This window comes from Specibacter sp. RAF43, from assembly GCF_052114065.1.
Lineage (GTDB): Bacteria > Actinomycetota > Actinomycetes > Actinomycetales > Micrococcaceae > Specibacter.
The window spans coordinates 1-22,692 of the sequence record NZ_JBFREA010000035.1; the positions used below are offsets into that span (position 1 = coordinate 1).

The 22,692-nt window shown below is 69.3% G+C and carries 19 protein-coding genes; 4 read left to right on the forward strand and 15 right to left on the reverse strand.

Annotation, left to right across the window (positions count from 1 at the left end):
* Positions 1-221 precede the first annotated feature (221 nt).
* The 4 genes from AB4Y80_RS15455 to AB4Y80_RS15470 all read right to left on the reverse strand — a co-directional run bounded on the left by AB4Y80_RS15455 (position 222) and on the right by AB4Y80_RS15470 (position 4,151).
* Positions 222-1,838, reverse strand: a complete 1,617-nt coding sequence (locus AB4Y80_RS15455) for a sialidase family protein (protein WP_442215233.1) — start codon at positions 1,836-1,838, stop codon at positions 222-224.
* 22 nt (positions 1,839-1,860) lie between these two features.
* A complete protein-coding gene (locus AB4Y80_RS15460) occupies positions 1,861-2,370 on the reverse strand; it encodes a pentapeptide repeat-containing protein (RefSeq protein WP_442215234.1) in 510 nt (169 codons plus the stop codon).
* A gap of 99 nt (positions 2,371-2,469) precedes the next feature.
* Positions 2,470-3,360: a DUF4031 domain-containing protein gene (locus tag AB4Y80_RS15465; protein ID WP_442215235.1), complete on the reverse strand. Its 891-nt coding sequence runs from the start codon at positions 3,358-3,360 to the stop codon at positions 2,470-2,472.
* A gap of 32 nt (positions 3,361-3,392) precedes the next feature.
* On the reverse strand, positions 3,393-4,151 hold the full coding sequence (locus AB4Y80_RS15470; protein ID WP_442215236.1) for a MerR family transcriptional regulator: 759 nt from the start codon (positions 4,149-4,151) through the stop codon (positions 3,393-3,395).
* Positions 4,152-4,300: 149 nt separating this feature from the next.
* On the opposite strand from AB4Y80_RS15470, the gene clpB reads away from it, so the two are divergent.
* Positions 4,301-6,919 (forward strand): ATP-dependent chaperone ClpB, encoded by a 2,619-nt coding sequence (clpB, locus tag AB4Y80_RS15475; protein ID WP_442215237.1) that lies wholly within the window; start codon positions 4,301-4,303, stop codon positions 6,917-6,919.
* Here clpB and AB4Y80_RS15480 read toward each other — a convergent pair whose 3' ends face one another.
* Positions 6,920-8,227, reverse strand: coding sequence for a hypothetical protein (locus AB4Y80_RS15480; RefSeq protein WP_442215238.1), 1,308 nt, complete (start codon positions 8,225-8,227; stop codon positions 6,920-6,922).
* A 254-nt stretch (positions 8,228-8,481) separates the two neighbouring features.
* Here AB4Y80_RS15480 and AB4Y80_RS15485 point away from each other — a divergent pair, with 254 nt between their 5' ends.
* Positions 8,482-8,712, forward strand: coding sequence for a DUF3073 domain-containing protein (locus AB4Y80_RS15485; RefSeq protein ID WP_442215239.1), 231 nt, complete (start codon positions 8,482-8,484; stop codon positions 8,710-8,712).
* A 109-nt stretch (positions 8,713-8,821) separates the two neighbouring features.
* Here the strand turns inward: AB4Y80_RS15485 and purM are convergent, their stop codons facing one another.
* From purM to AB4Y80_RS15520, 7 genes are all read right to left on the reverse strand, one after another.
* Positions 8,822-9,967 carry a phosphoribosylformylglycinamidine cyclo-ligase gene (purM, locus tag AB4Y80_RS15490; protein WP_442215240.1) on the reverse strand — a complete coding sequence of 382 codons (1,146 nt, stop codon included), beginning with the start codon at positions 9,965-9,967 and terminating at the stop codon, positions 8,822-8,824.
* The gene (gene purF, locus AB4Y80_RS15495) at positions 9,964-11,544 is read right to left on the reverse strand and encodes an amidophosphoribosyltransferase (protein WP_442215241.1); all 1,581 of its coding nucleotides are present in this window, start codon (positions 11,542-11,544) and stop codon (positions 9,964-9,966) included. Before purF ends, purM begins: the two co-directional genes overlap by 4 nt.
* A 77-nt stretch (positions 11,545-11,621) precedes the next feature.
* Positions 11,622-11,969, reverse strand: a complete 348-nt coding sequence (locus tag AB4Y80_RS15500; RefSeq protein ID WP_442215242.1) for a hypothetical protein — start codon at positions 11,967-11,969, stop codon at positions 11,622-11,624.
* 45 nt (positions 11,970-12,014) lie between these two features.
* Positions 12,015-12,368: a sterol carrier family protein gene (locus tag AB4Y80_RS15505; protein WP_442215243.1), complete on the reverse strand. Its 354-nt coding sequence runs from the start codon at positions 12,366-12,368 to the stop codon at positions 12,015-12,017.
* 101 nt (positions 12,369-12,469) lie between these two features.
* Positions 12,470-13,474: an asparaginase gene (locus tag AB4Y80_RS15510; RefSeq protein ID WP_442215244.1), complete on the reverse strand. Its 1,005-nt coding sequence runs from the start codon at positions 13,472-13,474 to the stop codon at positions 12,470-12,472.
* Between the two features lie 28 nt (positions 13,475-13,502).
* Positions 13,503-14,024: a hypothetical protein gene (locus tag AB4Y80_RS15515; RefSeq protein WP_442215245.1), complete on the reverse strand. Its 522-nt coding sequence runs from the start codon at positions 14,022-14,024 to the stop codon at positions 13,503-13,505.
* Positions 14,025-14,067: 43 nt separating this feature from the next.
* The gene (locus tag AB4Y80_RS15520; protein WP_442215246.1) at positions 14,068-16,212 is read right to left on the reverse strand and encodes a hypothetical protein; all 2,145 of its coding nucleotides are present in this window, start codon (positions 16,210-16,212) and stop codon (positions 14,068-14,070) included.
* A gap of 204 nt (positions 16,213-16,416) precedes the next feature.
* Between AB4Y80_RS15520 and purD the strand changes: the two genes are divergently transcribed.
* On the forward strand, positions 16,417-17,727 hold the full coding sequence (gene purD, locus AB4Y80_RS15525; protein WP_442215247.1) for a phosphoribosylamine--glycine ligase: 1,311 nt from the start codon (positions 16,417-16,419) through the stop codon (positions 17,725-17,727).
* Positions 17,724-18,680, forward strand: coding sequence for a phosphoribosylaminoimidazolesuccinocarboxamide synthase (locus AB4Y80_RS15530; protein WP_442215248.1), 957 nt, complete (start codon positions 17,724-17,726; stop codon positions 18,678-18,680). Before purD ends, AB4Y80_RS15530 begins: the two co-directional genes overlap by 4 nt.
* Positions 18,681-18,701: 21 nt before the next feature.
* On the opposite strand, the gene AB4Y80_RS15535 is transcribed toward AB4Y80_RS15530, so the two are convergent.
* From AB4Y80_RS15535 to AB4Y80_RS15545, 3 genes are all read right to left on the reverse strand, one after another.
* Positions 18,702-19,961 (reverse strand): helix-turn-helix domain-containing protein, encoded by a 1,260-nt coding sequence (locus AB4Y80_RS15535; RefSeq protein ID WP_442215249.1) that lies wholly within the window; start codon positions 19,959-19,961, stop codon positions 18,702-18,704.
* An 88-nt stretch (positions 19,962-20,049) separates the two neighbouring features.
* Positions 20,050-22,041: a DUF6541 family protein gene (locus tag AB4Y80_RS15540; protein ID WP_442215250.1), complete on the reverse strand. Its 1,992-nt coding sequence runs from the start codon at positions 22,039-22,041 to the stop codon at positions 20,050-20,052.
* Between the two features lie 51 nt (positions 22,042-22,092).
* The gene (locus AB4Y80_RS15545; RefSeq protein WP_442215251.1) at positions 22,093-22,452 is read right to left on the reverse strand and encodes a zinc ribbon domain-containing protein YjdM; all 360 of its coding nucleotides are present in this window, start codon (positions 22,450-22,452) and stop codon (positions 22,093-22,095) included.
* Between the last annotated feature and the right edge of the window lie 240 nt (positions 22,453-22,692).

The window sequence follows — 22,692 nt, forward strand, 5'->3', positions numbered from 1 at the left end:
GTGATCAGCCGGCAACCAATCCCGGATATCCGGGGGCAATCCCGGATATCCGGGGGCAAAAGGAACGGCGTCTCACGATCAACACGGCGATAATCTCGGGCCATGCTCCATTCTTAAACACCACCCACAACAAAACCGGCACCGCCACACCCAAAAAGCAACAGGCTCATTCGGGCTGATTTTCGACATGTATTGCGGGTCAGACGGAAGTGGGAGGCGGCTCACGCCTCGGTGACGTCGCCGGTGGCGGTGTCGAAGGCAAAGGTCTTCGCGGCGCCGCGGCCGGAGGCTGCCAGCGCAAACGTGACCACGGCCCGGCCGGCGGCCAGATCCCCCGCCGTCACCGTGTAACTGGCCGTGAAGCCAAGGTGCTCGCCCGGGTGGAGGGCGGCCCGTTCGGCCACCTCGACGCCGTTGAGCCGGACCACGACGCCGGTCGCCGGCGCTGTGCCCTTGGCCGCTGTGCCGTTGGCGCCGTTGGCTACGCGGCCGGCAAAGGCCAGGATGTCCCCGGCCTTGTACCCGGGGATGACCGGGCCGTAGTTCAGCTCCTGCGACTCACGGTTGGAGATCACCTGCGGCGCCTCCGCCGAGTATCCCTGCCCCACCTCCTTCCAGGCGGCCGGATTCCAGTCGCCGTCGGCCTGCGCCAGCACAAACGTTTCGCCAATGCTCCGCCACACGGCCGGGCGGGCCGGGGTGACCGAGCGCAGGACCACGTCCAAGGCGAGGTCGCCGGCACGCACGGTGCCGCCGTCGTGCCGCAGACCCGCGGCGGGGGAGTCCAGCAGGGCCCGTGGTTCAACCGAGACAAACACGATTTCCTGGTAGCCCTGGCGCTCGTAGAGGACGCCGATCCGGCCGTCGGGGAGCCTGGCGGCGGTGGAATATTCGGAGCTCCCGGAACACAGGGTCAGGGCCTGTGGCCAGGTTGCGCCGTTGTCCCGGGAGAGCTTCAAGACGGTATTGCGACGCAGCAGGGAGTCGTGGTTGTGTGTGGCAATGAGCCAGTCCCCGGTGTCCGGAGCCGCCAGCGCGGTCACGTTCGGCAGGCCGTCAAAGCGGGCCAGCGAGCCGTTGTCGCTGGGATCGGGCAGTTCCGGGTGCGGGACGGCGGCGGTATAGCTGTGCCCGCCGTCGGTGGAGACGGCCGCCAGGCGGTGCGGTGTGGCGCGCGAATGCAGCAGCAGGCTGCCGTCTGCCCGGGCCGCCACCTTGTTCTCGTTGCACCCGGCCACCGGCTCGCCGAGTGTCCACGTCTCGCCGTGGTCATCACTGTACGCGCTCGCGGCCATGATCTCGCCGCGGAACAGGACCACGAACTGCTGGACCAGGCGACCGGCGAAGGGGCCGGTGTGAATCTGGATGCCCGCGCCCGCCGCCGCGAAGAGGCCCGTGATCCCGGGCCGTTTGAGCATCGGGGTGAGACGGCGGTGGTGCCAGGTGGCGCCGTCGTCGTCGGAAAAGCTGACGTCCGCGTGTTGGATGGCGTCGCTGGGTTCCAGGCCCTCGGCGGCCTCGAAGAACCCGGCGTGCGTGCCCGCGGCATGGAAGAGGAAGATCCGGCCGGTCCGCGTGTCCACCAGCAGGCTGGGATCGCCGTATCCGTCCAGTCCGGTGCCGGTGCGCACGGTTTGCTGCGGGCCCCAGCTGCGCCCGTTGTCGGTGCTGCGGCGCAACAGGAGATCGATCGGGTTGGGCAGATCGTCCAGGTTGGGGCGGCCGTCATAGGCGGCGAGCAGTGTGCCGGCGGTGGAAACGGCCAGGGCGGGGATGCGGTATTGGCGGTGGCCGCTGTGGCCGCGCCGGGCCAGGACCTGTTCGTTTGGAGTGCTCACGTCTTAACCCTAGGCGAGCCGGCTACGCGACGGTGATGCCCAGGTGGCCGGCCAGGATGGGCGCCAGCAGGCCGAGCTGGTAGTCGTCGATGACGGCGCCGGCCATGGAACCCACACCGGTAAGGGTGTGGAAGTCGGTGCCGCGCAGGTTGAGGAAGTCGACCTTGCCGCCGTCGATCCGCACCGACGCCCAGGTGCTGTCATACAACTCCGCGGAACCCCAACGCGGCGACGTGATCTCAACGTCGCGCCAGCTGGTGCGGGAGGCCAACAGGACGGGTGCAAAGCTGTCCCGGAGAATGGCATCGCGGAATCGGACGCCGCGCAATTGGGCATCGTGGAAGGTGGGTCCCTGCAGCTCGCACTCCAGGAAGTCCGTCGCTGACAGGTCCAGGCCGTCAAAGACCGGCCGGTCAAAGTACTGGCCGTCGTGGGTGTCGCCGGCGCTAATGAACCGGTCCTCGTTGCGTTTGAGCTCGCTGAGCCGGACGGTGGTCAGACGGGGCGCGCGGGGAGCTGGGGTGGGGGCCATCGGACCAGCGTACCCATCAGCGCTGCCGCGCGAAATCTGCCGGCCGCCCTGCATCCAAAGACGGGCTGCATCCAATGACGGCCGGCCCGGCGAGCTCGGTCAGGCGCCCGTCGATGCGTTGCGGAGCACCTCGAACAACTCGCGTTCGAGGTTGTCGCGTGCCTGGTCCGCCCACAGCTCCTGCCCCCTGCCGGTATGGAACAAGGGATCCAGCCCCAGCAGCCGGCGAAGGACGGCGGCCCGGCCCGCGGCGAAGTCGGCCGCCGGGACGTGGGCGTAGTCCGCGCGGACGCCGGCCACATAGCGCGCGTAGGCCTCGGGCGACCCGCCCAGCACGGCGAGGTCCGCGTCGCACAGGAGGGCGCCTGCGCTGTCCGTCGGGGAGGGGGAATGGGTGGCCGTCAGCAGGACCAACCGCGGCACCTCGGCGGCCTCGGCGGTCGGCACCAGGTGCTCCAGGCGCTGCCGGGCCAGGGCGGCCGAGTGCTCCTCGTCGAGCCGGGGGACCCCGTTGTACACCGCGTCGTGGAACCAGGCGGCCAGCACCACGGGGCGGGGCGGGGCGCCGTCGGTGAGCAGGTCCAGCGACTCCAGCACGGCCAGCAAGTGCGTGGCGGAGTGGTAGTGCCGGTGCGGTTCCGTCCACCGCTGCAGCAATTCCGCGCCGAGTTCCGCACGGCCCGGCAGCAGCGTGTCCCACCGGTACGCCAGGGCCGTGCCCACGGACTTGCTCCGGTGGCGGGCCTTGACCCGCAGGCCGGAGGCGGCCAGCGTACGAACCAGTTCCTTTCCGGACACGGGCACCGCCCCGGCCGCCACCAGCTGCGCGTAAAGCCGTTCGGGGACATCGTAGTGGTCCAGGTCAAAGGCCCGTCCCGTCACCCCGGCCGCCGCGGCAAACTCGTGCAGCTCGGTCAGGGACGTGGTGGAGACCAGGTGGGAGAACACCGTCCCGTGCGCCGGCCAATACGGCGGATCGATCAGGATCATGGCCCCAGTGTAGGCCTCCGCCGGGCGGCTCCCTACAGGCTTCGCTCGGCGTAGATCGCCAGGGCGTCCCGGACAAAGGCGGCGCCGACGTCGCCGCCGTAGTTCGCGCCAAACCGTGGATCCGCCGCATACATCTCGCCGAGGCCTCGCACGTAGTCCTTGACGTCGCCGCCCGGCGTGGACGCCGGGGTCCCGGGCACCGAGGTGAGCCACTGGACATGCCGTCGGGCCAGGTCCTGCGCCTCGGGCGACTCCGGGGCGAGGCCGCCCTCCGACGCCGCAATCCAGTCGCGTTGGAGTGCCGCCAGGCGCTCCTTCCAGGAGGCCTTGTCCGCCGCGCTCATGCCCCGCCACCAGGAATCGCCGCTCGCGTACGCGTCCTTGCCCCACCGCTGCTCCACCTCCTCCTTGTATTGGGTGTGGTCGAACCCGTCAAACATGTTTTCCGCCATGAGATTTCCTCCAACTTGTAGGGCGGCAATGGTCTTTTCCACCGACGCGATCTGCCGGGCCAGGCGCTCTTGCTCCTGCCGCAGCCAGGACACGTGCGCCTGCAGCGCCGCGGTCTGCGATGTCCCGTGGTCCAACACGGCCGCAATGACCGGCAGCCCCAGCCCGAGCTCGCGCAGCAGCAGGATGCGCTGGAGCCGCACCAGCGCGTCCTGGTCGTAATGCCGGTAGCCGTTGCCGGCTATCCGGCTCGGTGCCAGCAGGCCGATGTCGTCGTAGTGGCGCAGCGTCCGGCTGGTGGTGCCGGCGAGGGCGGCAATGTGGTGAATGGGCCAGTCCATAACTTGACCTTAAACGTTGACGCAACGGCAAGGTCAAGCCCGGATTTCGCCGAGGGAAAAACACGGTCCAGAGGTGGCCATTTTTAACTTGAGCGTACTAGACTCAACTTTGACGACTGAACCGCCCCTTACTCGCGAAAGGACCCCTCTTGGACGCCAAATTCACCACTAAGAGCCAGGAGGCTCTTTCGGCAGCCGCCATGAACGCCTCCACCGCCGGCAATCCCACGGTCGAGCCCGCCCACCTGCTCAAGGCGCTGATGGACCAGCGCCAGGGCGTGGCCGTGGCCCTGCTGAAGGCGGCCGGCGTCGATCCGGATGTGGTCAGCGTCGCGGCCAGCACGGCCATCCACAACCTTCCGGCGTCATCGGGCACGTCCGTGGCGCAGGCCCAACTCGGCCGCAACACCCTCATCACCGTCCAGGCGGCCCAGCAGGCCGCCGAGGGCATGGGCGACAGCTACGTCTCCACCGAGCACCTGCTGATGGGCCTGGCGGACGACGCCGGCCCCACCGGGCGTGCCCTGCAGCAGGCCGGTGCCACGCGGCGGGCGCTGGAGGCCGCCCTTCCCACCGTGCGCGGTGGCGCGAAGGTGACCTCGCTGGATCCCGAAAACACGTTCCAGGCCCTCGAGAAATTTGGCGTGGACATGACCGCCGTGGCCCGCGCCGGCAAGTTGGACCCGGTCATTGGCCGCGACGCCGAGATCCGCCGGGTCATCCAGGTCTTGAGCCGGCGCACCAAGAACAACCCCGTGCTGATCGGCGAGCCCGGCGTGGGCAAGACGGCCGTCGTCGAGGGGCTGGCCCAGCGGATGGTGGCCGGCGACGTGCCGGAGTCGCTGCGCGGAAAGTCGCTGATCAGCCTGGACCTGTCCGCCATGGTGGCCGGCGCCAAGTACCGCGGCGAATTTGAGGAACGCCTCAAGGCCGTCCTGGAGGAGATCAAGGCCTCCGACGGGCAAATCGTGACGTTCATCGACGAACTCCACACCGTGGTGGGGGCCGGGGCGTCGGAGGGATCCATGGATGCCGGCAACATGCTCAAGCCCATGCTGGCGCGCGGCGAACTGCGCATGATCGGCGCCACCACCTTGGATGAATACCGCGAAAACATTGAAAAGGACCCGGCGCTGGAGCGGCGCTTCCAGCAGGTCTACGTGGGCGAGCCCAGCGTGGAGGACACCATCGGCATTCTGCGCGGACTGAAGGAACGCTACGAGGCCCACCACAAGGTTGCCATCGCCGACTCCGCCCTGGTGGCCGCAGCCACCCTGTCCCAGCGCTACATCAGCGGCCGCCAGCTGCCGGACAAGGCGATCGACCTGGTCGACGAGGCCGCGTCCCGCCTGCGGATGGAGATCGATTCCGCGCCGGAGGAGATTGACCAGCTGCGCCGCGCCGTCGACCGCCTGACCATGGAGGAACTGGCGCTGGCCGGCGAGGCGGACGACGCCTCGGTGGAGCGGCTGGCGGCACTGCGGGCCGACATGGCGGACAAAAAGGAGGAGCTGGCCGCCCTCAACGCCCGCTGGGACGCCGAAAAGGCCGGCCTGAACCGGGTCGGTGAGCTTAAGGCCCGGCTGGATGAGCGCCGGTCCGTGGCGGACAAGGCCCAGCGCGACGGCGACCTGGAGCTGGCCTCCCGCATCCTCTACGGCGAAATCCCCGCGCTGCAGCGCGAGCTGGACGCGGCCTCGGCCGAGGAGATGACGGACAAAAAGGACCTGATGGTGGCCGAGGAGGTCACCGCCGACGACATCGCCGAGGTCATCTCGGCATGGACCGGCATCCCGGCCGGGCGCATGCTGCAAGGGGAGAGCCAGAAGCTGCTGCAGATGGAGCAGGTGATCGGCTCCCGGCTGATCGGCCAGGCCAAGGCCGTCGCCGCCGTCTCCGATGCCGTGCGCCGCGCCCGGGCCGGCATCAGCGACCCGGACCGGCCCACCGGCTCCTTCCTGTTCCTGGGCCCCACCGGCGTGGGCAAGACGGAGCTGGCCAAGGCCCTGGCGGATTTCCTTTTCGACGACGAACGCGCCATGATCCGCATCGACATGAGCGAATATTCGGAAAAGCACTCCGTCTCCCGGCTGGTGGGCGCCCCTCCCGGCTACGTCGGCTACGACGAGGGCGGTCAGCTCACGGAGGCCGTGCGCCGTCGCCCGTACTCGGTGGTGCTGCTGGATGAAGTGGAGAAGGCCCACCCGGAGGTCTTCGACATCCTCTTGCAGGTGTTCGACGACGGCCGCCTCACCGACGGCCAGGGCCGCACCGTTGATTTCCGCAACGTCATCGTGGTGCTCACCTCGAACCTGGGCTCCCAGTTCCTGGTGGATCCGGCGCTGACCGACCAGGAGAAGCACAAGGCCGTCATGGCCATCGTGGAGGCCTCCTTCAAGCCCGAGTTCCTGAACCGGCTCGACGAGATTGTCATGTTTGACGCCCTGACCGTGGAGGAGCTGTCCAAGATCGTGGAGCTTGCGGTGCAGGCGCTGGCGTCCCGGCTCCACGGGCGGCGGCTGGCGCTGGAGGTCACGGATTCGGCCAAGGCGTGGCTGGCGCTCAGCGGGTATGACCCCGCCTACGGCGCCCGGCCGCTGCGCCGGCTCGTGCAGCGCCAAATCGGCGACCGGCTGGCCAAGGAACTGCTGGCCGGCACTATCGTGGACGGCGACACGGTCCTGGTGGACACGGCGGCCGACTTTGACGAGCTGGGCATGGGCGGGGCGCCGGCGGCCGAATCCGGCCTGACGGTGACGCGCAAGTAGTCACATGATGAGGGTGGTCTTGACGTTCTCGCCCGCCGGATCGTACACGAGGCAGTCCACGCGCCGGTCGTGGGAGTTGTGCCACGTGGCGTCGGACGGGTACGCCGTCAACTCCTTCAAGCCGGGGTAGATCTTGGCGTCCTGTGTCAATTGCACGCCCTGGCATACCTGCTTGGCCCGGGCCTTCAATACCTCGACGCCGGGGTACCCGTCACTTTCGGGGTAGGAATAGGTCGCCACCAGCTGCGCCGAATGGGGACTGTTGCACAGGACCACGTCGGCCGGCATCGAGGCGCCGTGAAAACCTTTCAGGCAGTCCCCTTGCCGCCAGGCCAACGGGGTGGCCTGGGCGGCGATGATGACGGCATCCGAGCCGGCTCCCGCGGAAAGGGTGCCGTTGATGGTTGCCGCGGTGGATTGTGAACCGCTCGGCGCCACCGGTGCCGGTCCCGCGGTCCCGCTCTTGCCCAGACCGGACAACAGTCCAAAAAGCAGCCAGACCAGCAGCACCACGAGGACGACGCCCACCACGGCGATCCCCAGGACGACGAGGAGCTTGTTCCGGGTTCCGGCGCGCTCGTTGCCCGCCCCACCGGGACGCTGCCGGGCGTCGGGCCCCTGCGGGGGACCCGGAGGGCCGGCACCGGGCGAAGCGGGCCGTGCGCCAAATTGCTGCGGGACACCCTGGGCGGGAACGTCCCTGCCCGGGGCGGCCGGTCCGGGCGCAGGGGCTGCACCGGCTGCACCGGCTGCACCGGCTTCGCCGGCCGAGGCTGCCGCGGCCGCGTCGGCCTCACCGCGGGCCACCTGCCCGGGAGACTGCCACGCGTTGGCCCGGGGCTGCCACGGCGTGGCGGACTGCTGCCACGGCGTTTCCGGGCGCCGCCAGCCGGAACCGTCGTCAATGCCCCGCCCGATATGGGGTGCCGGGAGCCCCTTGCCCGCGGGTGGTTCCCCGGCCTCGGGGCCGGGCACGGCGGATTCCGGGGTGTCCGGCTCGCTGCCGGCCGGCGGTTGGGCAACGGGGCCAAATTGAACGGTGGGTTCGGGGATGGAGGCAATGACCTCCGCCGCCGGCAGCTGCGTGGACCGCTCGGCCTCGCGCTCCACGGCGGCGGCCTCGGCCGCCACGGCCTCCAGGTCCACGCTGTCCGCCACGTCGGCACTGATTTCGGCGGCGCCCAGCTCGGGTTCGGCGAATTCGACGCCGGGCCCGGCCGCGTCGGGGGCCGCCGGTTCGCCCGCGGCGGGCTCGGGCACCGGCTGGTCCGCCCCGGGCGTGGTATTGGAGCTGTCGTGGTCATTCATTAGGAACATGCCTTCCCTGCCGCGCCGTGCTTCCCCGGAAGGAAATAACTCCCCATATAGGCGACTCTACCGAAGAAATGGTTCCCGGCGTCGGATTCCGTGGTGTTCGCCCCGGGTGGAGCCGCTTGGGCGCGGGCGCGGTTGGTGCAGAACTCATGTAATCTAGGAGTACGACAAATTGACCGAATATTCCGGAGCCTCGCTCTCAGCCCGAGCGACCACCTCCGGTCCAAGTGTAAAAAGGGGGTCACGCCATGGGGCGCGGCCGTCAAAAGGCAAAGGCAACCAAGCAGGCTCGGGACATTAAGTACTACTCCCCGAACACTGATTATTCAGCTCTGCAAAAAGAGCTCGGCGGGACCACTCGGCGAGCCCCGAGCCGTCACGCTGAGGTCCCTGCAGAGCCGGATTACTCCGCATATGAAGACAAATATGCGGATCAGTTTCAGGACGACGACGACGTGGACACCCGCCGCATTGGCTAGGACCGCCTAGACACCAAACGCAACAAACCCTGCACGACGCACAGCCTTGGGGCCGCTGCGACGGGTGGGGATTTTGTTGTCCCCACCCGCCCGCTCCGCGGTTCGGAAGTTACTGTGCGTAGTTGCCCACCAGGCGGACGGCGCCGCCGTCGACTCCCTTGGCGCCTTGTACGTAGTCGGTGCCGGTCTTGTCGGAGTCGGACGCTTCCGTGGTGACGGTACCCATGATCCAGGACGGCAGGCCGCGGGAGTTCAGGCGCGCGACGGCGGCGTCGGCTGCCTCGGGTGAGACGACGGCCACCATCCCCACGCCAAGGTTCAACGTGCGCTCCAGATCGGCCAGCGGGACATTGCCCAGCTGGGCAACGAGGTTGAAGATGGCCGGCAGGCTCCAGGTGGAGCGGTCGACGGTGGCGATCAGGCCCTGCGGGAGCACGCGCGCCAGGTTCGCGGCCAGGCCGCCGCCGGTCACGTGGCTGAAGCCGTGCACGGCGGCCTGTTGTGTGACCGGCAGGTGGCGGGTCAAGTCCAGGCAGTCCGCGGCGTATACGCGGGTGGGTTCGAGCAGTTCCTCGCCCAGGGTCCGGCCCAGCTCGGAGACCTGGCGGTCCAACGCCCAGCCGGCGTGGTTGATGACGCGGCGCACCAGCGAATAGCCGTTGGAGTGCAGGCCGGAGGAGGCCATGGCGATGATGACGTCGCCGGCACGGACCCGCTCGGGGCCCAGCAGGAGGTCGGCCTCGACGACGCCGGTACAGGCACCGGCGACGTCGTACTCGTCGGGGGCCAGCAGGCCGGGGTGTTCGGCGGTTTCGCCGCCCACCAGCGCGGTGCCGGCAATCTGGCAGGCCGCCGCGATGCCGCGCACGATGTCCGCCACACGCTCCGGAACCACCTTGCCCGTGGCGATGTAGTCGGTCATGAACAGCGGCTCGGCGCCCACCACCACGATGTCATCGACCACCATGCCGACCAGGTCGAAGCCGATGGTGTCGTGGATGTCCATGGCCTGGGCGATGGCGACCTTGGTGCCCACGCCGTCGGTGGACGTGGCAAGGTACGGCTTTTTGTACGTGAGCAGCCGGGAGACGTCATAGAGCCCGGCGAAGCCGCCAAAGCCGCCGATGACGGACGAGCCGTGGGTGGCCTTGACGGCCTCCTTCATCAGTTCGACGGCGCGGTCCCCGGCCTCGGTGTCGACACCGGCGCTGGCGTAGGTGATGGCGGTGGGGGATTCGTGGGAGGCGTTGGTCATGGCGTCTCTTTCGTCAAACCGTCGGCCGCTGCGCGGTCTACGTCGGTCAGGATGGATTCCAGCTCTGCGTCGGGGCCCGGATCACATCCGGTGGACGCGATGTTGCTTCCGGGCCTGGTCCGTTCCAGCAGATTTTTGCCCAGGCGGTCGCTGGCCGGCAGCTCGATCGGGTAGGTGCCGGTGAAGCAGGCCGTGCAGAGGCGTTCGCGCGGCTGCATGGTGGCGTCGATCATCCCGTCCTCGGAGATGTACGCCAGGGAGTCGGCCCCGATGGACTTGCAGATCTCATCGACGGCGGCACCGTTGGCAATCAATTCCGCACGCGAGGCGAAGTCGATGCCGTAGAAGCATGGCCAGCGCACCGGGGGGGAGGAAATTTTCACGTGCACGGCGGCGGCGCCGGCCTCCCGCAGCATGCGCACCACGGCGCGCTGGGTGTTGCCGCGGACGATTGAGTCATCGACCACCACAATGCGCTTGCCGCGGATGACGGACTCCAGGGCGTTCAGCTTCAGCCGGATGCCCAGCTTGCGCAGCGTCTCGCTGGGCTGGATGAACGTCCGGCCCACGTACGCGTTCTTCACGAAGCCGTGGGCGAACGGGATGCCGGACTGTTCGGCGTAGCCGATGGCAGCCGGGGTGCCGGACTCGGGCACCGGAATCACGAGGTCGGCCTCGGCGTTGTTTTCGCGGGCCAGCTGGCGGCCCATCTCCACCCGGGATTCATACACGGAACGGCCGGCGATCGTGGCGTCCGGGCGGGCCAGATACACGTATTCAAAGACGCAGCCGGCCGGGGTGGCGGGGGCAAAACGCTCGGTGCGCACCCCGTCTTCGTCGATGGCGATGAATTCGCCGGGCTCAATCTCGCGGATGAAGCTGGCACCCATGGTGGCCAGTGCGGCACCTTCGGAGGCAACCACCCAGCCGTTTTCCAGCCGGCCAAGCACCAGCGGGCGCACGCCGTGCGGGTCGCGGGCGGCGTACAGGGTGTGCTCGTCCATGAAGACAAAGGAGAAGGCGCCGTGGATCTTGGGCAGCAGCTCCAGGGCCGTCTCTTCCAGGCTCCGGCCCTTTTCGCCCTTGAGCAGCGTGGTGACCAGGGCGGTGTCGGAGGTGTTGCCCTGCGCCATTTCCCCCGAGGTGGGCACCCCGTCCTTCGCCAGGACCATCTCATAGAGTTCGGCGGAGTTGGTGAGGTTGCCGTTGTGCGCCAGGGCGACGGTGCCGCTGCCGGTGGCGCCCAGGGTCGGCTGGGCGTTGGCCCAGTTGGAGGAACCGGTGGTCGAGTACCGGCAGTGACCCACGGCCATGTGTCCGGTCAGGGTATTGAGCGTGGATTCGTCAAAGACCTGGGATACGAGCCCCATGTCCTTGTACACGCTGATCCGCTTGCCGTCGCTGGTCGCGATGCCTGCCGATTCCTGCCCGCGGTGCTGCAGGGAATACAGCCCGTAGTAGGTTAGTTTTGCGACCTCTTCGCCGGGTGCCCAGATGCCCAGGACGCCACAAGCATCCTGAGGTCCCTTCTCGCCGGGTAAAAGGTCATGGGATAGTTTTCCGTCTCCGCGTGCCACCCGAGAATTATCTCATGCAATGGCCCCGCCCCCGAACCGCCGGCGGGAATGAACCGGCCGCGGCCGCGCGGTGCGGGTCAGGCCTCGTCTTCGGGCGCCGTGCCGGGGTCTTGCTCCGGCACGGATTCCACCACGGCCCGCCGTGACCGGCGCAGGCTTCGCCGGTCAAGGACCAGGGCCGCGATGGCGCCCAGCCCGGCCCCGGGAATAAGCAGCAACACCGTCAGGAAGCCAAAGACGCTGCTGCGATCGAATTCCGCCCCTCCCGGACCGAGTAGCGCGAAAAGCGCCGCGGCGATCACCCCGACAATGGCACCGGCAATCATGAACGGCACAAACTTGGGCGCCCGGCGGACCGTCAGCGCGCGGCGTTCGGCGGGTTGACCGGCGGATCCGGCGGAGTCGTCAATTGGCTGGGAGGTCATGCATTAAGCCTACTAGGGTTGCCCGGACACCCGAACCTGCGCCGCTTAGAGCGGCAGGACGGCGGAGAGGTCGGCCCGCAGCCCGGATGCCGCCACTTTTCCCTGCTCGACGGCGTCAATCCAGCCGGTTTGTCCCGTCACCAGGGCAAGCCAGGTGGCGGCGTCGCACTCGACCACATTGGGCGGAGTGCCCCGGGTGTGGCGGGGCCCGGCGATGCACTGGGTGACACCAAACGGCGGGACGCGCACCTCCACGGCATTCCCGGGCGCCCGGGCCGTCAATTCCTCCAGCGTGTACCGCACGGCCATGGCCGTCACGGGGCGGGCGGCGTCGCCCCTGCGCCAAGCCGCCAGGGCGGCCCGGCCCTCGGCGATGTCGATGCGGCGGCGGGCAGTCACGGTTATCCGTTCCTTTCGAGCGTGCGAGGTCAGGGGGCGGGTGGGGCCCACGCGCGCAGGGTTCCTTGGCAGAGCGTGCGAGGTCAGGGGGCGGGTGGGGACTAGTCGAGGAGGGCGCTGACGGCCGATCCGAGCCGCAGGCTCCCCGCCCGGTGCCCGCCACCCATGACGGGCGGAACCACCTTGCCCAGGACGCCGGCGACGGCGGGGACATCAAGGGCGCCCGCGGCGGCCAGCAGCGTCAGGCCCACCAGGGTGGCCGCCCGGCCGTTGCCGTCGAGCATCTTCACGGCCACGCTGGCGCCGGTGGGGGTCGCCATGGCGATGACGCCCTCGGCGCCCAGCTTGGCCAGCACACCGAGCTCCTCCATGACCACCGTGTTGGGCTTGCCGTGGCCCTCCACCGCCCACGGATAATCCAGCATGGACGTGGCAATGGTGGCCGCGCGGGCGTTGGCATCCTTGTCCGACGGCGCCTTGGCCAAGGTGGTGAACGCCCGGGCCAGGCCCCGGAGGGTCACCGCCATGACCGGGGCGCCACAGCCGTCCACGCCCGTGTGCTGGACGGCCTGGTGCGTGTATTCCTCGATGACCGTCCGCACCGCCCGTTGCATGGGGTGGTTGGGTTCGAGGTAGCCGGCCGGGTCCCAGCCGTTTTCCATGCACGCCCACAGGAAGGCGGCGTGCTTGCCGGAACAGTTCATGGCCAGCTTGCTCTTGCCCTTGTCGGTGCGGATCAGCCAGGCGCGGGCCTCGGCGTCGGCCGGCCAGGCGGCGGGGCAGCCCAGCTGCGCCTCGGTCAGGCCGGCGGCCTGGAGCATGCCGGAGACCGCGTCCATGTGGGCCAGGGAGCCGGTGTGGCTGCCCGCGGCGACGGCCGCCTGTGCGCCGCGGAGGGGGACCCCGGCCTGCATGGCCGCCAGCGCCTGGAACGGCTTGACGCAGGAGCGTGGAAAAATGGGGGAGTCGACGGCGCCCAGGCGGGTCACCAGCGATCCGTCGCCGGCCAGCACCACGGCCGCGCCGACATGGCGGGACTCCACGAAACCGCTCCGTTCGAGCACGGCGAGTTCGACGGCGTCGTGCGCCCGAAAGGTCTGGGTCATGGTGCCATCCTAGCGACTAATCCACCGTCTACAGCGGCGTTGCCGGTCCGCTCGATTCCTTGAAGACGAGGGGGACCTTCCCGGCGGGCGCGTCGGCCGCGGCCGCGCGCTTCACGGCGTCCATTTTCTCCGCGGACACGAAGACGGTGATGTTGCCGGCGCGGCCATTGGTGATGACCTTGTGGATGGCTGCGGCCAGGTCCCCGGGCAGCCCGGCCTGCCACGCCGCAACCGAGCGCAGCCCGGCTTCGAGCTGTTTGGCATTGACGGAGATCAGGGTCGGGACGGCCCCGGCCTCGGCGACGATTTTTTCGGCGGCCGCGGTGGTGACGGCGACGTGGAGCGTGAAGTCCTGGATCCAGCCGTCGGCGTAGGCCGGGCCCAGGCGTCCCTTCAGGGTTTCGTTGAGTTGGAGCAGCGTGGTGGTGTCCGGTGCGCTGGTGCTGGCGCCGGGTGCCGGCTCCGATGGCTGGCCGCCCGCCTGCCCGCATCCGCCCATGCCGATTGCCCCGACCATGGCCGCCGAGGCCGCCAGCGCCGCAATTCTCATGGTTTTCATGCTTCTCCCGTGGCCGGACGCCTGCCGAATCTTCCTACTTCATTTTAGGATGCCCCGGCCGGGCTTCACCGGCGCCACGGAGGTTGCGGGACAGCACGACGGCCGTGCCTCCAAGCACCAGCAGGCCGCCGGCCGCGCCGAGGGGCACCAGCCCCGCCGGTGTGCCGGTGCGGGCCAGGGTGAGCGCCCCCGTGGCGGCCGGCGCGGCCAGCACCGTAAACGTGCGGGTGGCCGGCTTGGAATTGTTCCAGTCCGTGCGGACCTGGACGGCGGTGACGGTATGGCGCCCGGCCCCCAGCTCCCGGCTCAGCGGGACCGTCCAGGTGCCGCCGGCGGTAACGATGGCCGCGCCGGCGCCGGTCACCCGGACGGTTGCGCCCGGCGTGCCCGTACCCGTAATGGCCTCAACCGGTGCGCTCACGGTGGCGTTGGGGCGGGGTGCGGTGATGACCGGGGCGGGCAATGTGTGCCGGACGACGGTCACCGTGAACGTGGCCGTCGCGGAGGTGCTGAAACCGTTGAGGGACCGAGCCGTCACGGTGAAGGAGCCAACCTTGTTTGGCGCCTTCACCGTCCAGATCCCCTTGGCGTTGACGGCCGCCGTGGTCTTCCTGCCGTCCATCAGGACGTCGACAATGGTGCCGGCCGGTGCGTCCCTGACCGTTCCGGTGATTGTGCCGCCCCGGTACACGGTGCCCTTGTTCGCAGGGGTCGCCAGGGCCGGCGGGTTCACGAAGATCTTGAGGGTGTAGCCGTCCGTGTACCGCAGGGCGTCCGCCAGGTCGGTTGCGTAGGCAATGAATTTCCCGGCGTCCGGGCCGGCCGTGAAGGTGCCGCCGGCGCTGATGATGCCGACGGCGGTGGTGCCGGCGATGACGGGTCCGCCGGAGTCCCCGGGGCCCACTTTCAGTCCCAGGGCGCCGAAGCCGCGGACGGCCCGCAGGTCTCCCGGCTCGTCGCCAAAGTTGATGCCCTGGACGATGAACACGCCCGTCTCGCTGACGGTTTGGCAGGTCCAGCCGGTGGTGCGGCCGGACTTGCAGACGGGGGTGCCGATGATGGCGTCCGCCACGGAGGTCACCTTTGGTCCGCTCGCGGCGAGGCGGCGCGGCGTGGACCAGTCGGTCACGATCGGCAGCTGGTTCACGGCGGCGCTGATGCCGTCGATGACGGAGACGTCCGTGCCGACGTTGCCCATGTCCGCAAACGACGTCCCGGTCACCGGCGAATTGTTCGGCCCGCCGAACTGGGAGAAGCCAAAGGTGCCCAGGGTGCCGGTCCGGACAACGCCCTGGTAGCTCCCGCTGCCGGCCTCATCGATGGTGGGATCGCTCAGGTACGTGGTGCCCTCGGTGCCGTCCCGCGTGCAGTGCCCGGCCGAAATCGCGGCGGGCGATCCTTGCCGTGAAAAAGCGTTCCAGCCCACCGTGCAGACGTCGTAGGAACCGCCGCCCAGCTCCGAAACGTAGCCCTGGCCGTTGACAACCTCCGCATGTGCCGCGGCCGGGCCGTCGGCTTGTTCCACGGCCACATTGGCGTAGTCCGCGGCGAAGTCCCGGACCGAAATGGTTGGCGCGGCGGCACGCGGCGTTGGCCGGGAGCCGCCGGCGGGCTCGCCCGTGCGGATCACATACGTGCCGGCGGCGTTGACCATGATCGACTGCAGCTTGCCGATGCCAAATTCGGCGGCGTAGGCCTGGAACAGGTCATCGACGCCCGCGGCCCGCGCCACGGGCGGCGCGGGTTTGGCCGCCGTCACCTTGGCCGCCGGAGCAATTTCCCGGAGCTCCGCCGCGGCGCTCGGTGCCGCCGTGACGTCGATCTGTCCGTCCTTGACGGACACCACGGCGGACGGGTCGGCTTTCGCCACCTCGGCCTGCACCGCGGCGGCTGCCGCGGCCAACGCGCCGGCGGCATTGAACTCGGCGACGTCCATGCCCAGATCGCGTTTGACGGCCGCCGCCAGGCCGTCGGGCAGGTTGGCGGGGCTGGTCGGCGCACTGTCGGCCGGGGCGGGAGTGGTTGGTGCGGGGCCGGCGTCCGGCGCCGGACTCGCCGGGGCGCTCGCCGGCGGCGGCGCCTGCGAGTCGGTCGAGGCCGTGGCGGCGCCGAGGGTGCTGCCAAGGACCACGGCGGCCACGGCGGCGGCCGCACCGCCGCGCCGCAGAAGGGCGCGCAACGATCCGTGCATCTGTTACCCCTGACGAGCGTCGCTCCCGGCCGGTCRTGTCCCCTCGGGAAGGCAGATCCCGCACGAGTCACATCCTACGGGAAGGCCCCAAGGGACCCCGCCGACGAGGGGGCGGATTCCGCGGGTTGGCGCGGCCTGGTTCACAAACCGTCCGGTTGGAATCCCGCGGACGAAGCAAAGTACCCTTGAACCGTGAAGGTATTAGTGATTGGCCCGGGCGGCCGCGAACACGCCATTGTCCGATCGTTGCTCCGGGACCCCAATGTGACCGAGGTCCGGGCCGCTCCCGGCAACGCCGGCATCGCCGAGATCGTGCCGACCCACGGCATTGATGCCAGCGATCCGGCCGCGGTGACGGCACTGGCCCTGAAGCTCGAATCCGATCTCGTGGTGATCGGCCCGGAGGCTCCGCTCGCCGCCGGCGTCGCGGACGCGGTCCGTGCGGCCGGCATTGCCGTCTTTGGCCCCAGCAAGGAAGCGGCCCGGCTGGAGGCTTCCAAGGCGTTCGCCAAGACCGTCATGGCCGAGGCCCAGGTGCCCACCGCCATGGCCAAGGTGGCCACGAACGCCGACGAGGCGGCGGACGCGCTGGACGCCTTTGGCGCACCCTACGTCGTCAAGGACGACGGGCTGGCCGCCGGGAAGGGCGTGGTGGTCACGGAGGACCGCAACGAGGCCCTGGCCCACGCGCAATCCTGTTTTGACGTCGGCGGGTCGGTGGTCATTGAGGAATTCCTCGACGGCCCCGAGGTGTCGCTGTTCGTGCTCGCCGACGGCCGCACCGTGGTCCCGCTGGCCCCCGCCCAGGACTTTAAGCGTATTTTTGACGGCGACCTGGGCCCCAACACCGGCGGCATGGGTGCCTATTCCCCGCTGGAATGGACCCCGCCGGAGCTGGTCCAGGAGGTCATCGACCGCATCGCGCAACCCACCATCGATGAGATGGCCCGCCGCGGCACCCCGTTTGTCGGCGTCCTGTACTGCGGGCTGGCCCTGACCCGGCGCGGCACCCGCGTCATCGAATTCAACGCCCGCTTCGGCGACCCGGAAACCCAGGCCGTTCTGGCCCGCCTGAAAACCCCGCTCGGCGGCGTCCTGATGGCGGCCGCCCGGGGCCAACTCGCGGACATCGACGAGTTGCGCTGGGCGCCCGAGACGGCGGTCGCCGTCGTCCTGGCCAGCGAGAACTACCCGGACGCCCCGCGCACCGGCGACCGGATTCGCGGCGTGAAGAAGGCCAACCGCCTCGACGGCGTGCACGTGCTCCATGCCGGCACGRCCACCGACGACGACGGCAGCCTGGTCAGCGCCGGCGGCCGCGTCCTGGCCGTGGTCGGGCTCGGGGCGGACCTCGAGGACGCCCGGGAGCGCGCCTATGCCGGGATGGAGCTGATTTCCCTTGAAGGCGGCCAATACCGCACCGACATCGCGGGGAAGGCGGCCCGCGGCGAAATAACCGTGGCGGGCCCCGCCGCGCCGGCACAGACAGGCACCACACGATGAGTTCCGCTGCATCCACCGCACCCGTCCTGCCCGGCTGGGAGCACGCCTACTCCGGCAAGGTCCGGGATTTGTATGTCCCGGCGGCCGCGTCCGTCCACGCCGGGGATGCGGCCCGCGCCACCGCCGCGGCCCCGTTCGCCGGGCGCGCCGACGTCGTCCTGGTCGTTGCCAGCGACCGGATCAGCGCCTTCGACTCGATCCTGGCCAGCGAGATCCCGGACAAGGGCCGGATCCTGACCCAGCTGAGCCTGTGGTGGTTTGACCAGCTGCACGTGCCCAACCACGTGGTGGCCACCACCGTGGAGGACGGCGTCCCCGCCGAGGTGGCGGGCCGGGCCATGGTGTGCCGGAAGCTGGCCATGTTCCCGATTGAGTGCATCGCCCGCGGCTACCTGACCGGGTCCGGCCTGGCCGAATACCGCCAGTCGCAGACCGTGTGCGCCCTGCCGCTGCCGGCCGGACTGACGGACGGCTCACGCTTGGAGGCGGCCATCTTCACGCCCTCGGCCAAGGCGGAGGTGGGCACGCACGATGAAAACATCACTTTTGAAACCATGGTGGACACGGTGGGCGGCTCACAGGCGACGGCGCTGCGGTCGCTGACCCTGGAGATCTACTCGCGCGCCGAGGAGATCGCCCGGGCCCGGGGCATCATCCTCGCCGACACCAAGGTCGAGTTCGGCACCGACCCGGCGACGGGCGTGATTACCCTGGGCGATGAGGTGCTCACCCCGGACTCCTCACGCTTCTGGGACGCCGGGCAGTGGGAGCCCGGCAAGGCCCAGCCCAGCTTCGACAAGCAGTACGTGCGGGACTGGCTGACCAGTGCCGAATCCGGCTGGGACAGGAATTCCCCGACGCCCCCGCCGGCGCTGCCCGCCGAGGTGATCGAGCGGACCCGGGCCCGGTACGTGGAAGCCTACGAGCGCCTGACCGGCGCGACCTTCAGCTAGGGCCGATTCGACGGTTCCCGGCTAGTCCACGGCCGGGGCGGACCGCTGGATGGTTTGCATTTCCACGATGTTATCCAGCGCCAGCGAGATGCGGTCCGCGGCCCCGGCGTCGGCGAACAGGTCCTTGGCCTCGTTGAAGGCGGCCAGGGCGTCGTCCGGGCGCTGGCTGGCCTTGAGCACCTTGCCCAGCAGCAGCGCGGTGTCGCCGGCGATGTGCTTGGCCAGCTGGTCCTTTTGGGCGGAGATTCCCTCCAGCAGCGCCAGGGCCGCGGTGATGTCCCCGTTGAGGTAGAACCAGCGGGCGCGCAGCAGGGACACCTCCAGGGTTTCGGCCAGCGTGGCGCCCACCACGGAGTGGGCCAGCTCGCTGCGCTCGATGGCCTGGAGGGTGTCCGGCTCGACGATGCCGGCGGTCAGCCGGACCCAGGCGGTGGCCTTGTTGAACTGGGCCCAGCGGGAGAGGTCACGGGCGGGGGAGAGGAGCCGGCCGGCCTGGGCGTGGTGCTTGAGCCCGGTGCAGACGTCGTGGCGAATGAAGGCCACGTTGCCGATCACCCAATGGATTTCACCGGCGATCTGGGTGGCGGTGACGCCGTCGACGGCGTCGGTGAGCGTCAGGCAGTGCCGCCAGGCGTCGTCGAGCTGGCCGGCCTCGGTGAGTGCGCCGATCAGGGTTTGCAGCGCCGTGAGGTAGGCGGAGAACTCCTCCTCCGTGTCACCGGAACCAATGTCCACGGCCCGGGCGGCCTGCTCGATCGCCTCGGGGATCCGGCCCAGCCCCAGCAGCGCCGCCGCCATGACCTGGCAGGTTCGCAGCGTCAGGCCCGGGCTGTCCGTGGTGAGCGAGTGGTCGAACAATGTTTGGAGCACGTCGATGCATTCGGCGTACTCGCCGTTGCGCAGCAGCGCGCTGGCCTGCAGGTACGACATGTTCCACCAGGTCACGGGGTCGTGGCTCAAGGAGGCCTTGCGGGCCGCCTCCGACGCGTTGTGGGCGGCGCTGGCATAGTCCCGGGTGTCCCAGCACTGCCTGGCGTACAGGGAGACCAGCAGGTATTCGGTCTCCTCAGCGGAGACCGGCTGGACCCATTCCTCGATGGAATGCGGCGTCAACTGCAGCTGCCGCGAAAGTTGCTTGATGATTTCCACGGTGGGTTCGCGCCGGCCGTTTTCCAGCAGGGAGATGTAGCTGGCCGAATACAGGGCCCCGCCTAGCTCGGCCTGGGTCAGGCTGCGCTGCAGGCGCTCATGTCGAAGCCGATCGCCAAAACTGCTGCCCACTGTGGTGCTCCTCTCGCAAGTGGCGACGGTCCCCACGTCCACGTTGAACCTATTTACACGGCATGTGACAACAATATTACAGGATTGGTCAAGTCTGGGGCGCGGGCGGGTCGCCGGCGCACTGGGTGAGCTTGTACAGGGCGGCATGACCCTGTTTGGCCACGAGGGTGAAGGCGTCCGAATCCGGGGCCAGGGTCACGCCCGGGTAGAGGGATTGAGGATTGTCAAAGGCCGGAATATAGTCCGTGCCGAAGTCCAACAGATAGGTCACGCCCTGGCGGCGGGCGGCCGCGCACACCTCGGGGTCGTGGCCCACCCGGTTGAGCCAGAAGCGAAGAATGTACAAATCCTGGGAGAGATCTGACTGGGAGCTGTAGGGAAAGAGCATGTGCCGTCCGGCCAGGACCATGGCCAGCGCCGAGCCGTTGTACGGGTTGTTGGCGATCACGTCCGCCGCCGTGGTGTACTCGCCCAGCCGGTGAATGAGCGCCAGCTCATCCTGGTCAATCTGCGCCAGGCTGTCCGGCTGCGCGGGGACGTTGTACATGACGGCCACCTGGTGGGTCATCTGCCAGAACCCGGGGTTGGCGAAGGCGAGGACGACGGCGAGGCCGAGCGCCGCCGTCGTCCTCGCCCCGTGCGCCCGGGCGCCCCAGAGCCCCCGGGGCCACTTGCGGGCCAGCCATCCCACGCACCAGCCCAGCCCGGCGGCGGCCAGCGGCACGGCGACGATCGGCACGAGGGCCGCGATCCGCTCCGGGTTGTCCCACCACGGCGCCATGGCAATGTTGGCCGCGGGCAAGTTGGTGCCGGCGGCCAGAGGATACGTGAAGGTGACCAGGGCCAGCGACACCACCAGCCAGCGCAGCTTGTGGGTCCGGGCGGCAATCCACACACCCACCAGCACCAGCGCGGTCAGCAGCAGCGCCGGGAACCAGATGGGGTCCGGGGCATGCGTGAAGTTGCGCAGCAGCGCCAGCGGGAAGAACAGGAACGCGGGGCTGGTGTAATTGAACAGGCTGCGGATCTGCGGCAGCGCCAGCAGTCCGGCGGCGGCCGCCAGGGCGGCCAGGACCAGGAGGGCGACCCTGAGCCAGCCGGCGCGCCGGCTCCGCGAAAACCCGCGGCGCAGCCAGTGCCAGATCATGAACAGCAGCAGCGGGGTCAGCACCAACAGGATGCTAAAGACGCCGTTGGGCTGGGAGAGGATCGCCCCGGGCAGGAACAGCGCCACGGCCGTCAGCGCCATGGCCGGCTCGATCGGTGCGTGGGCGGCGGGCCGGATGATCAGCAGCACCAGCGCGATCCCGACCGGGACCAGCGCATTGGAGAGAGTGTTGGGGTAGGCGGAGCCGTACTGCAGCAACAGGAAGGGAAAGGCCGGGAAGGCCGCGGCCAGGGCGCCGGCCGCGGCGAGCACCACCGGCTTGCCGCCAAACAGGACGCGGCTGAGGAACACGCAGGCCAGCGGCCACACCACACCCGCGATCGCCAGCCACATGATGTTCGTGGCGGCCGGGACGCTGATGCCGGTCATCAGGGCCAGGAGGCTGGCCAGCCCGTGCCACGCCCCCGGATAAAACGCGGCCTTCACGGTGGGCAGGATGAACGAGGAGATGGCAAACGACGACGCGTTTGAGGTCTTCACCGCATAGGCGGTGGCGTTGAGGTGGAACACCGAGTCGTAGCCCTGGGTGAATTGTTCGGGAGTTGGGGCAACCAGGACCAGGACCGTCGTCGTGATGGCCAGGGCCGCCGCGACACCTGCGATCCCGGCCGCCATGGTGCCGCGCCTGTCCCGGGGCGTCCTGGCGCCCACCCCTGGGATGAACCGCCGGGCCAGGTAGGCCGCGGCGACGGTGATGGCGGCGCCCAGGGCGACGACCGGCCAGTTCCACGCCCAATGGATCCACGGGGCCACCACGGCGCTGACGCCGATGATGGAGACGGACACGGCCGGGACCAGGCACAGGGCGGCCAGGCCGCGCAGCCGGAGCGCCGCCATGACCGCGGCGCCGGGGACGCCGAGGATCAGCAATGCCATAAGAAAGGCCGGCAGGGCGGCCAGCCATGAAGTCACTCGGGGTCCTGTGCTGGGGGGAAGGTCTATGCCACTTTACTCGGGCGGCCCCTAGATCTTCTTGACAACGCTTGACTTGAGCTTCATGGGGCCGAAGCCGTCCACCTTGGCATCGATGTCGTGGCCGTCCACGGCGGTGACGAGGCGGATGTTGCGCACCTTGGTCCCCACCTTCAGGCCCTGCGGGCTGCCCTTGACCTTCAGGGACTTTACGATGCTGACCGTGTCGCCGTTGGCCAGGATGTTGCCCACGGCGTCCTTGACGACCGTTTCTTCGCCGGCTGTACTGTCCTGGCCGGTGTGCTCACCGGATGCCCATTCGTGGGCGCATTCGGGGCAGACCAGCAGCTCGCCCATTTCATACGTGTACGGGCTGGCGCATTCGGGGCACGGGGGGAGTGTCTCGTTCATGGGCTTCATCCTATCCGCTGGGGGCAGTGTCCGCGGGGGTGCCGCGGCCGGCGTCCCGCGCCGCGCAAGGATCAAGTGACCCGCAATAGATGTCGAAAAATCGCGAAAATCCGGCTCTTCTGACGTATCCGTGGGTTAGTTTCGGCCTGGGAGGGCGGGTTTGTGGCCTCCCAGGCTGAGCATGGCTAGGGCGATGAGGGCTTCGGGTTTCTTGAAGCCGAAGGCGACGCGGGTGATGAG

What these genes read in the sequence shown, in the direction of transcription:
- AB4Y80_RS15460 (WP_442215234.1), bottom strand. Translation starts at nt 2,370, where the DNA reads ATGGCCCCCACCCCAGCTCCCCGCGCGCCCCGTCTGACCACCGTCCGG.
- AB4Y80_RS15465 (WP_442215235.1), bottom strand. Translation starts at nt 3,360, where the DNA reads ATGATCCTGATCGATCCGCCGTATTGGCCGGCGCACGGGACGGTGTTC.
- AB4Y80_RS15470 (WP_442215236.1), bottom strand. Translation starts at nt 4,151, where the DNA reads ATGGACTGGCCCATTCACCACATTGCCGCCCTCGCCGGCACCACCAGC.
- AB4Y80_RS15480 (WP_442215238.1), bottom strand. Translation starts at nt 8,227, where the DNA reads ATGAATGACCACGACAGCTCCAATACCACGCCCGGGGCGGACCAGCCG.
- AB4Y80_RS15485 (WP_442215239.1), top strand. Translation starts at nt 8,482, where the DNA reads ATGGGGCGCGGCCGTCAAAAGGCAAAGGCAACCAAGCAGGCTCGGGAC.
- purM (WP_442215240.1), bottom strand. Translation starts at nt 9,967, where the DNA reads ATGACCAACGCCTCCCACGAATCCCCCACCGCCATCACCTACGCCAGC.
- AB4Y80_RS15500 (WP_442215242.1), bottom strand. Translation starts at nt 11,969, where the DNA reads ATGACCTCCCAGCCAATTGACGACTCCGCCGGATCCGCCGGTCAACCC.
- AB4Y80_RS15510 (WP_442215244.1), bottom strand. Translation starts at nt 13,474, where the DNA reads ATGACCCAGACCTTTCGGGCGCACGACGCCGTCGAACTCGCCGTGCTC.
- AB4Y80_RS15515 (WP_442215245.1), bottom strand. Translation starts at nt 14,024, where the DNA reads ATGAGAATTGCGGCGCTGGCGGCCTCGGCGGCCATGGTCGGGGCAATC.
- AB4Y80_RS15530 (WP_442215248.1), top strand. Translation starts at nt 17,724, where the DNA reads ATGAGTTCCGCTGCATCCACCGCACCCGTCCTGCCCGGCTGGGAGCAC.
- AB4Y80_RS15545 (WP_442215251.1), bottom strand. Translation starts at nt 22,452, where the DNA reads ATGAACGAGACACTCCCCCCGTGCCCCGAATGCGCCAGCCCGTACACG.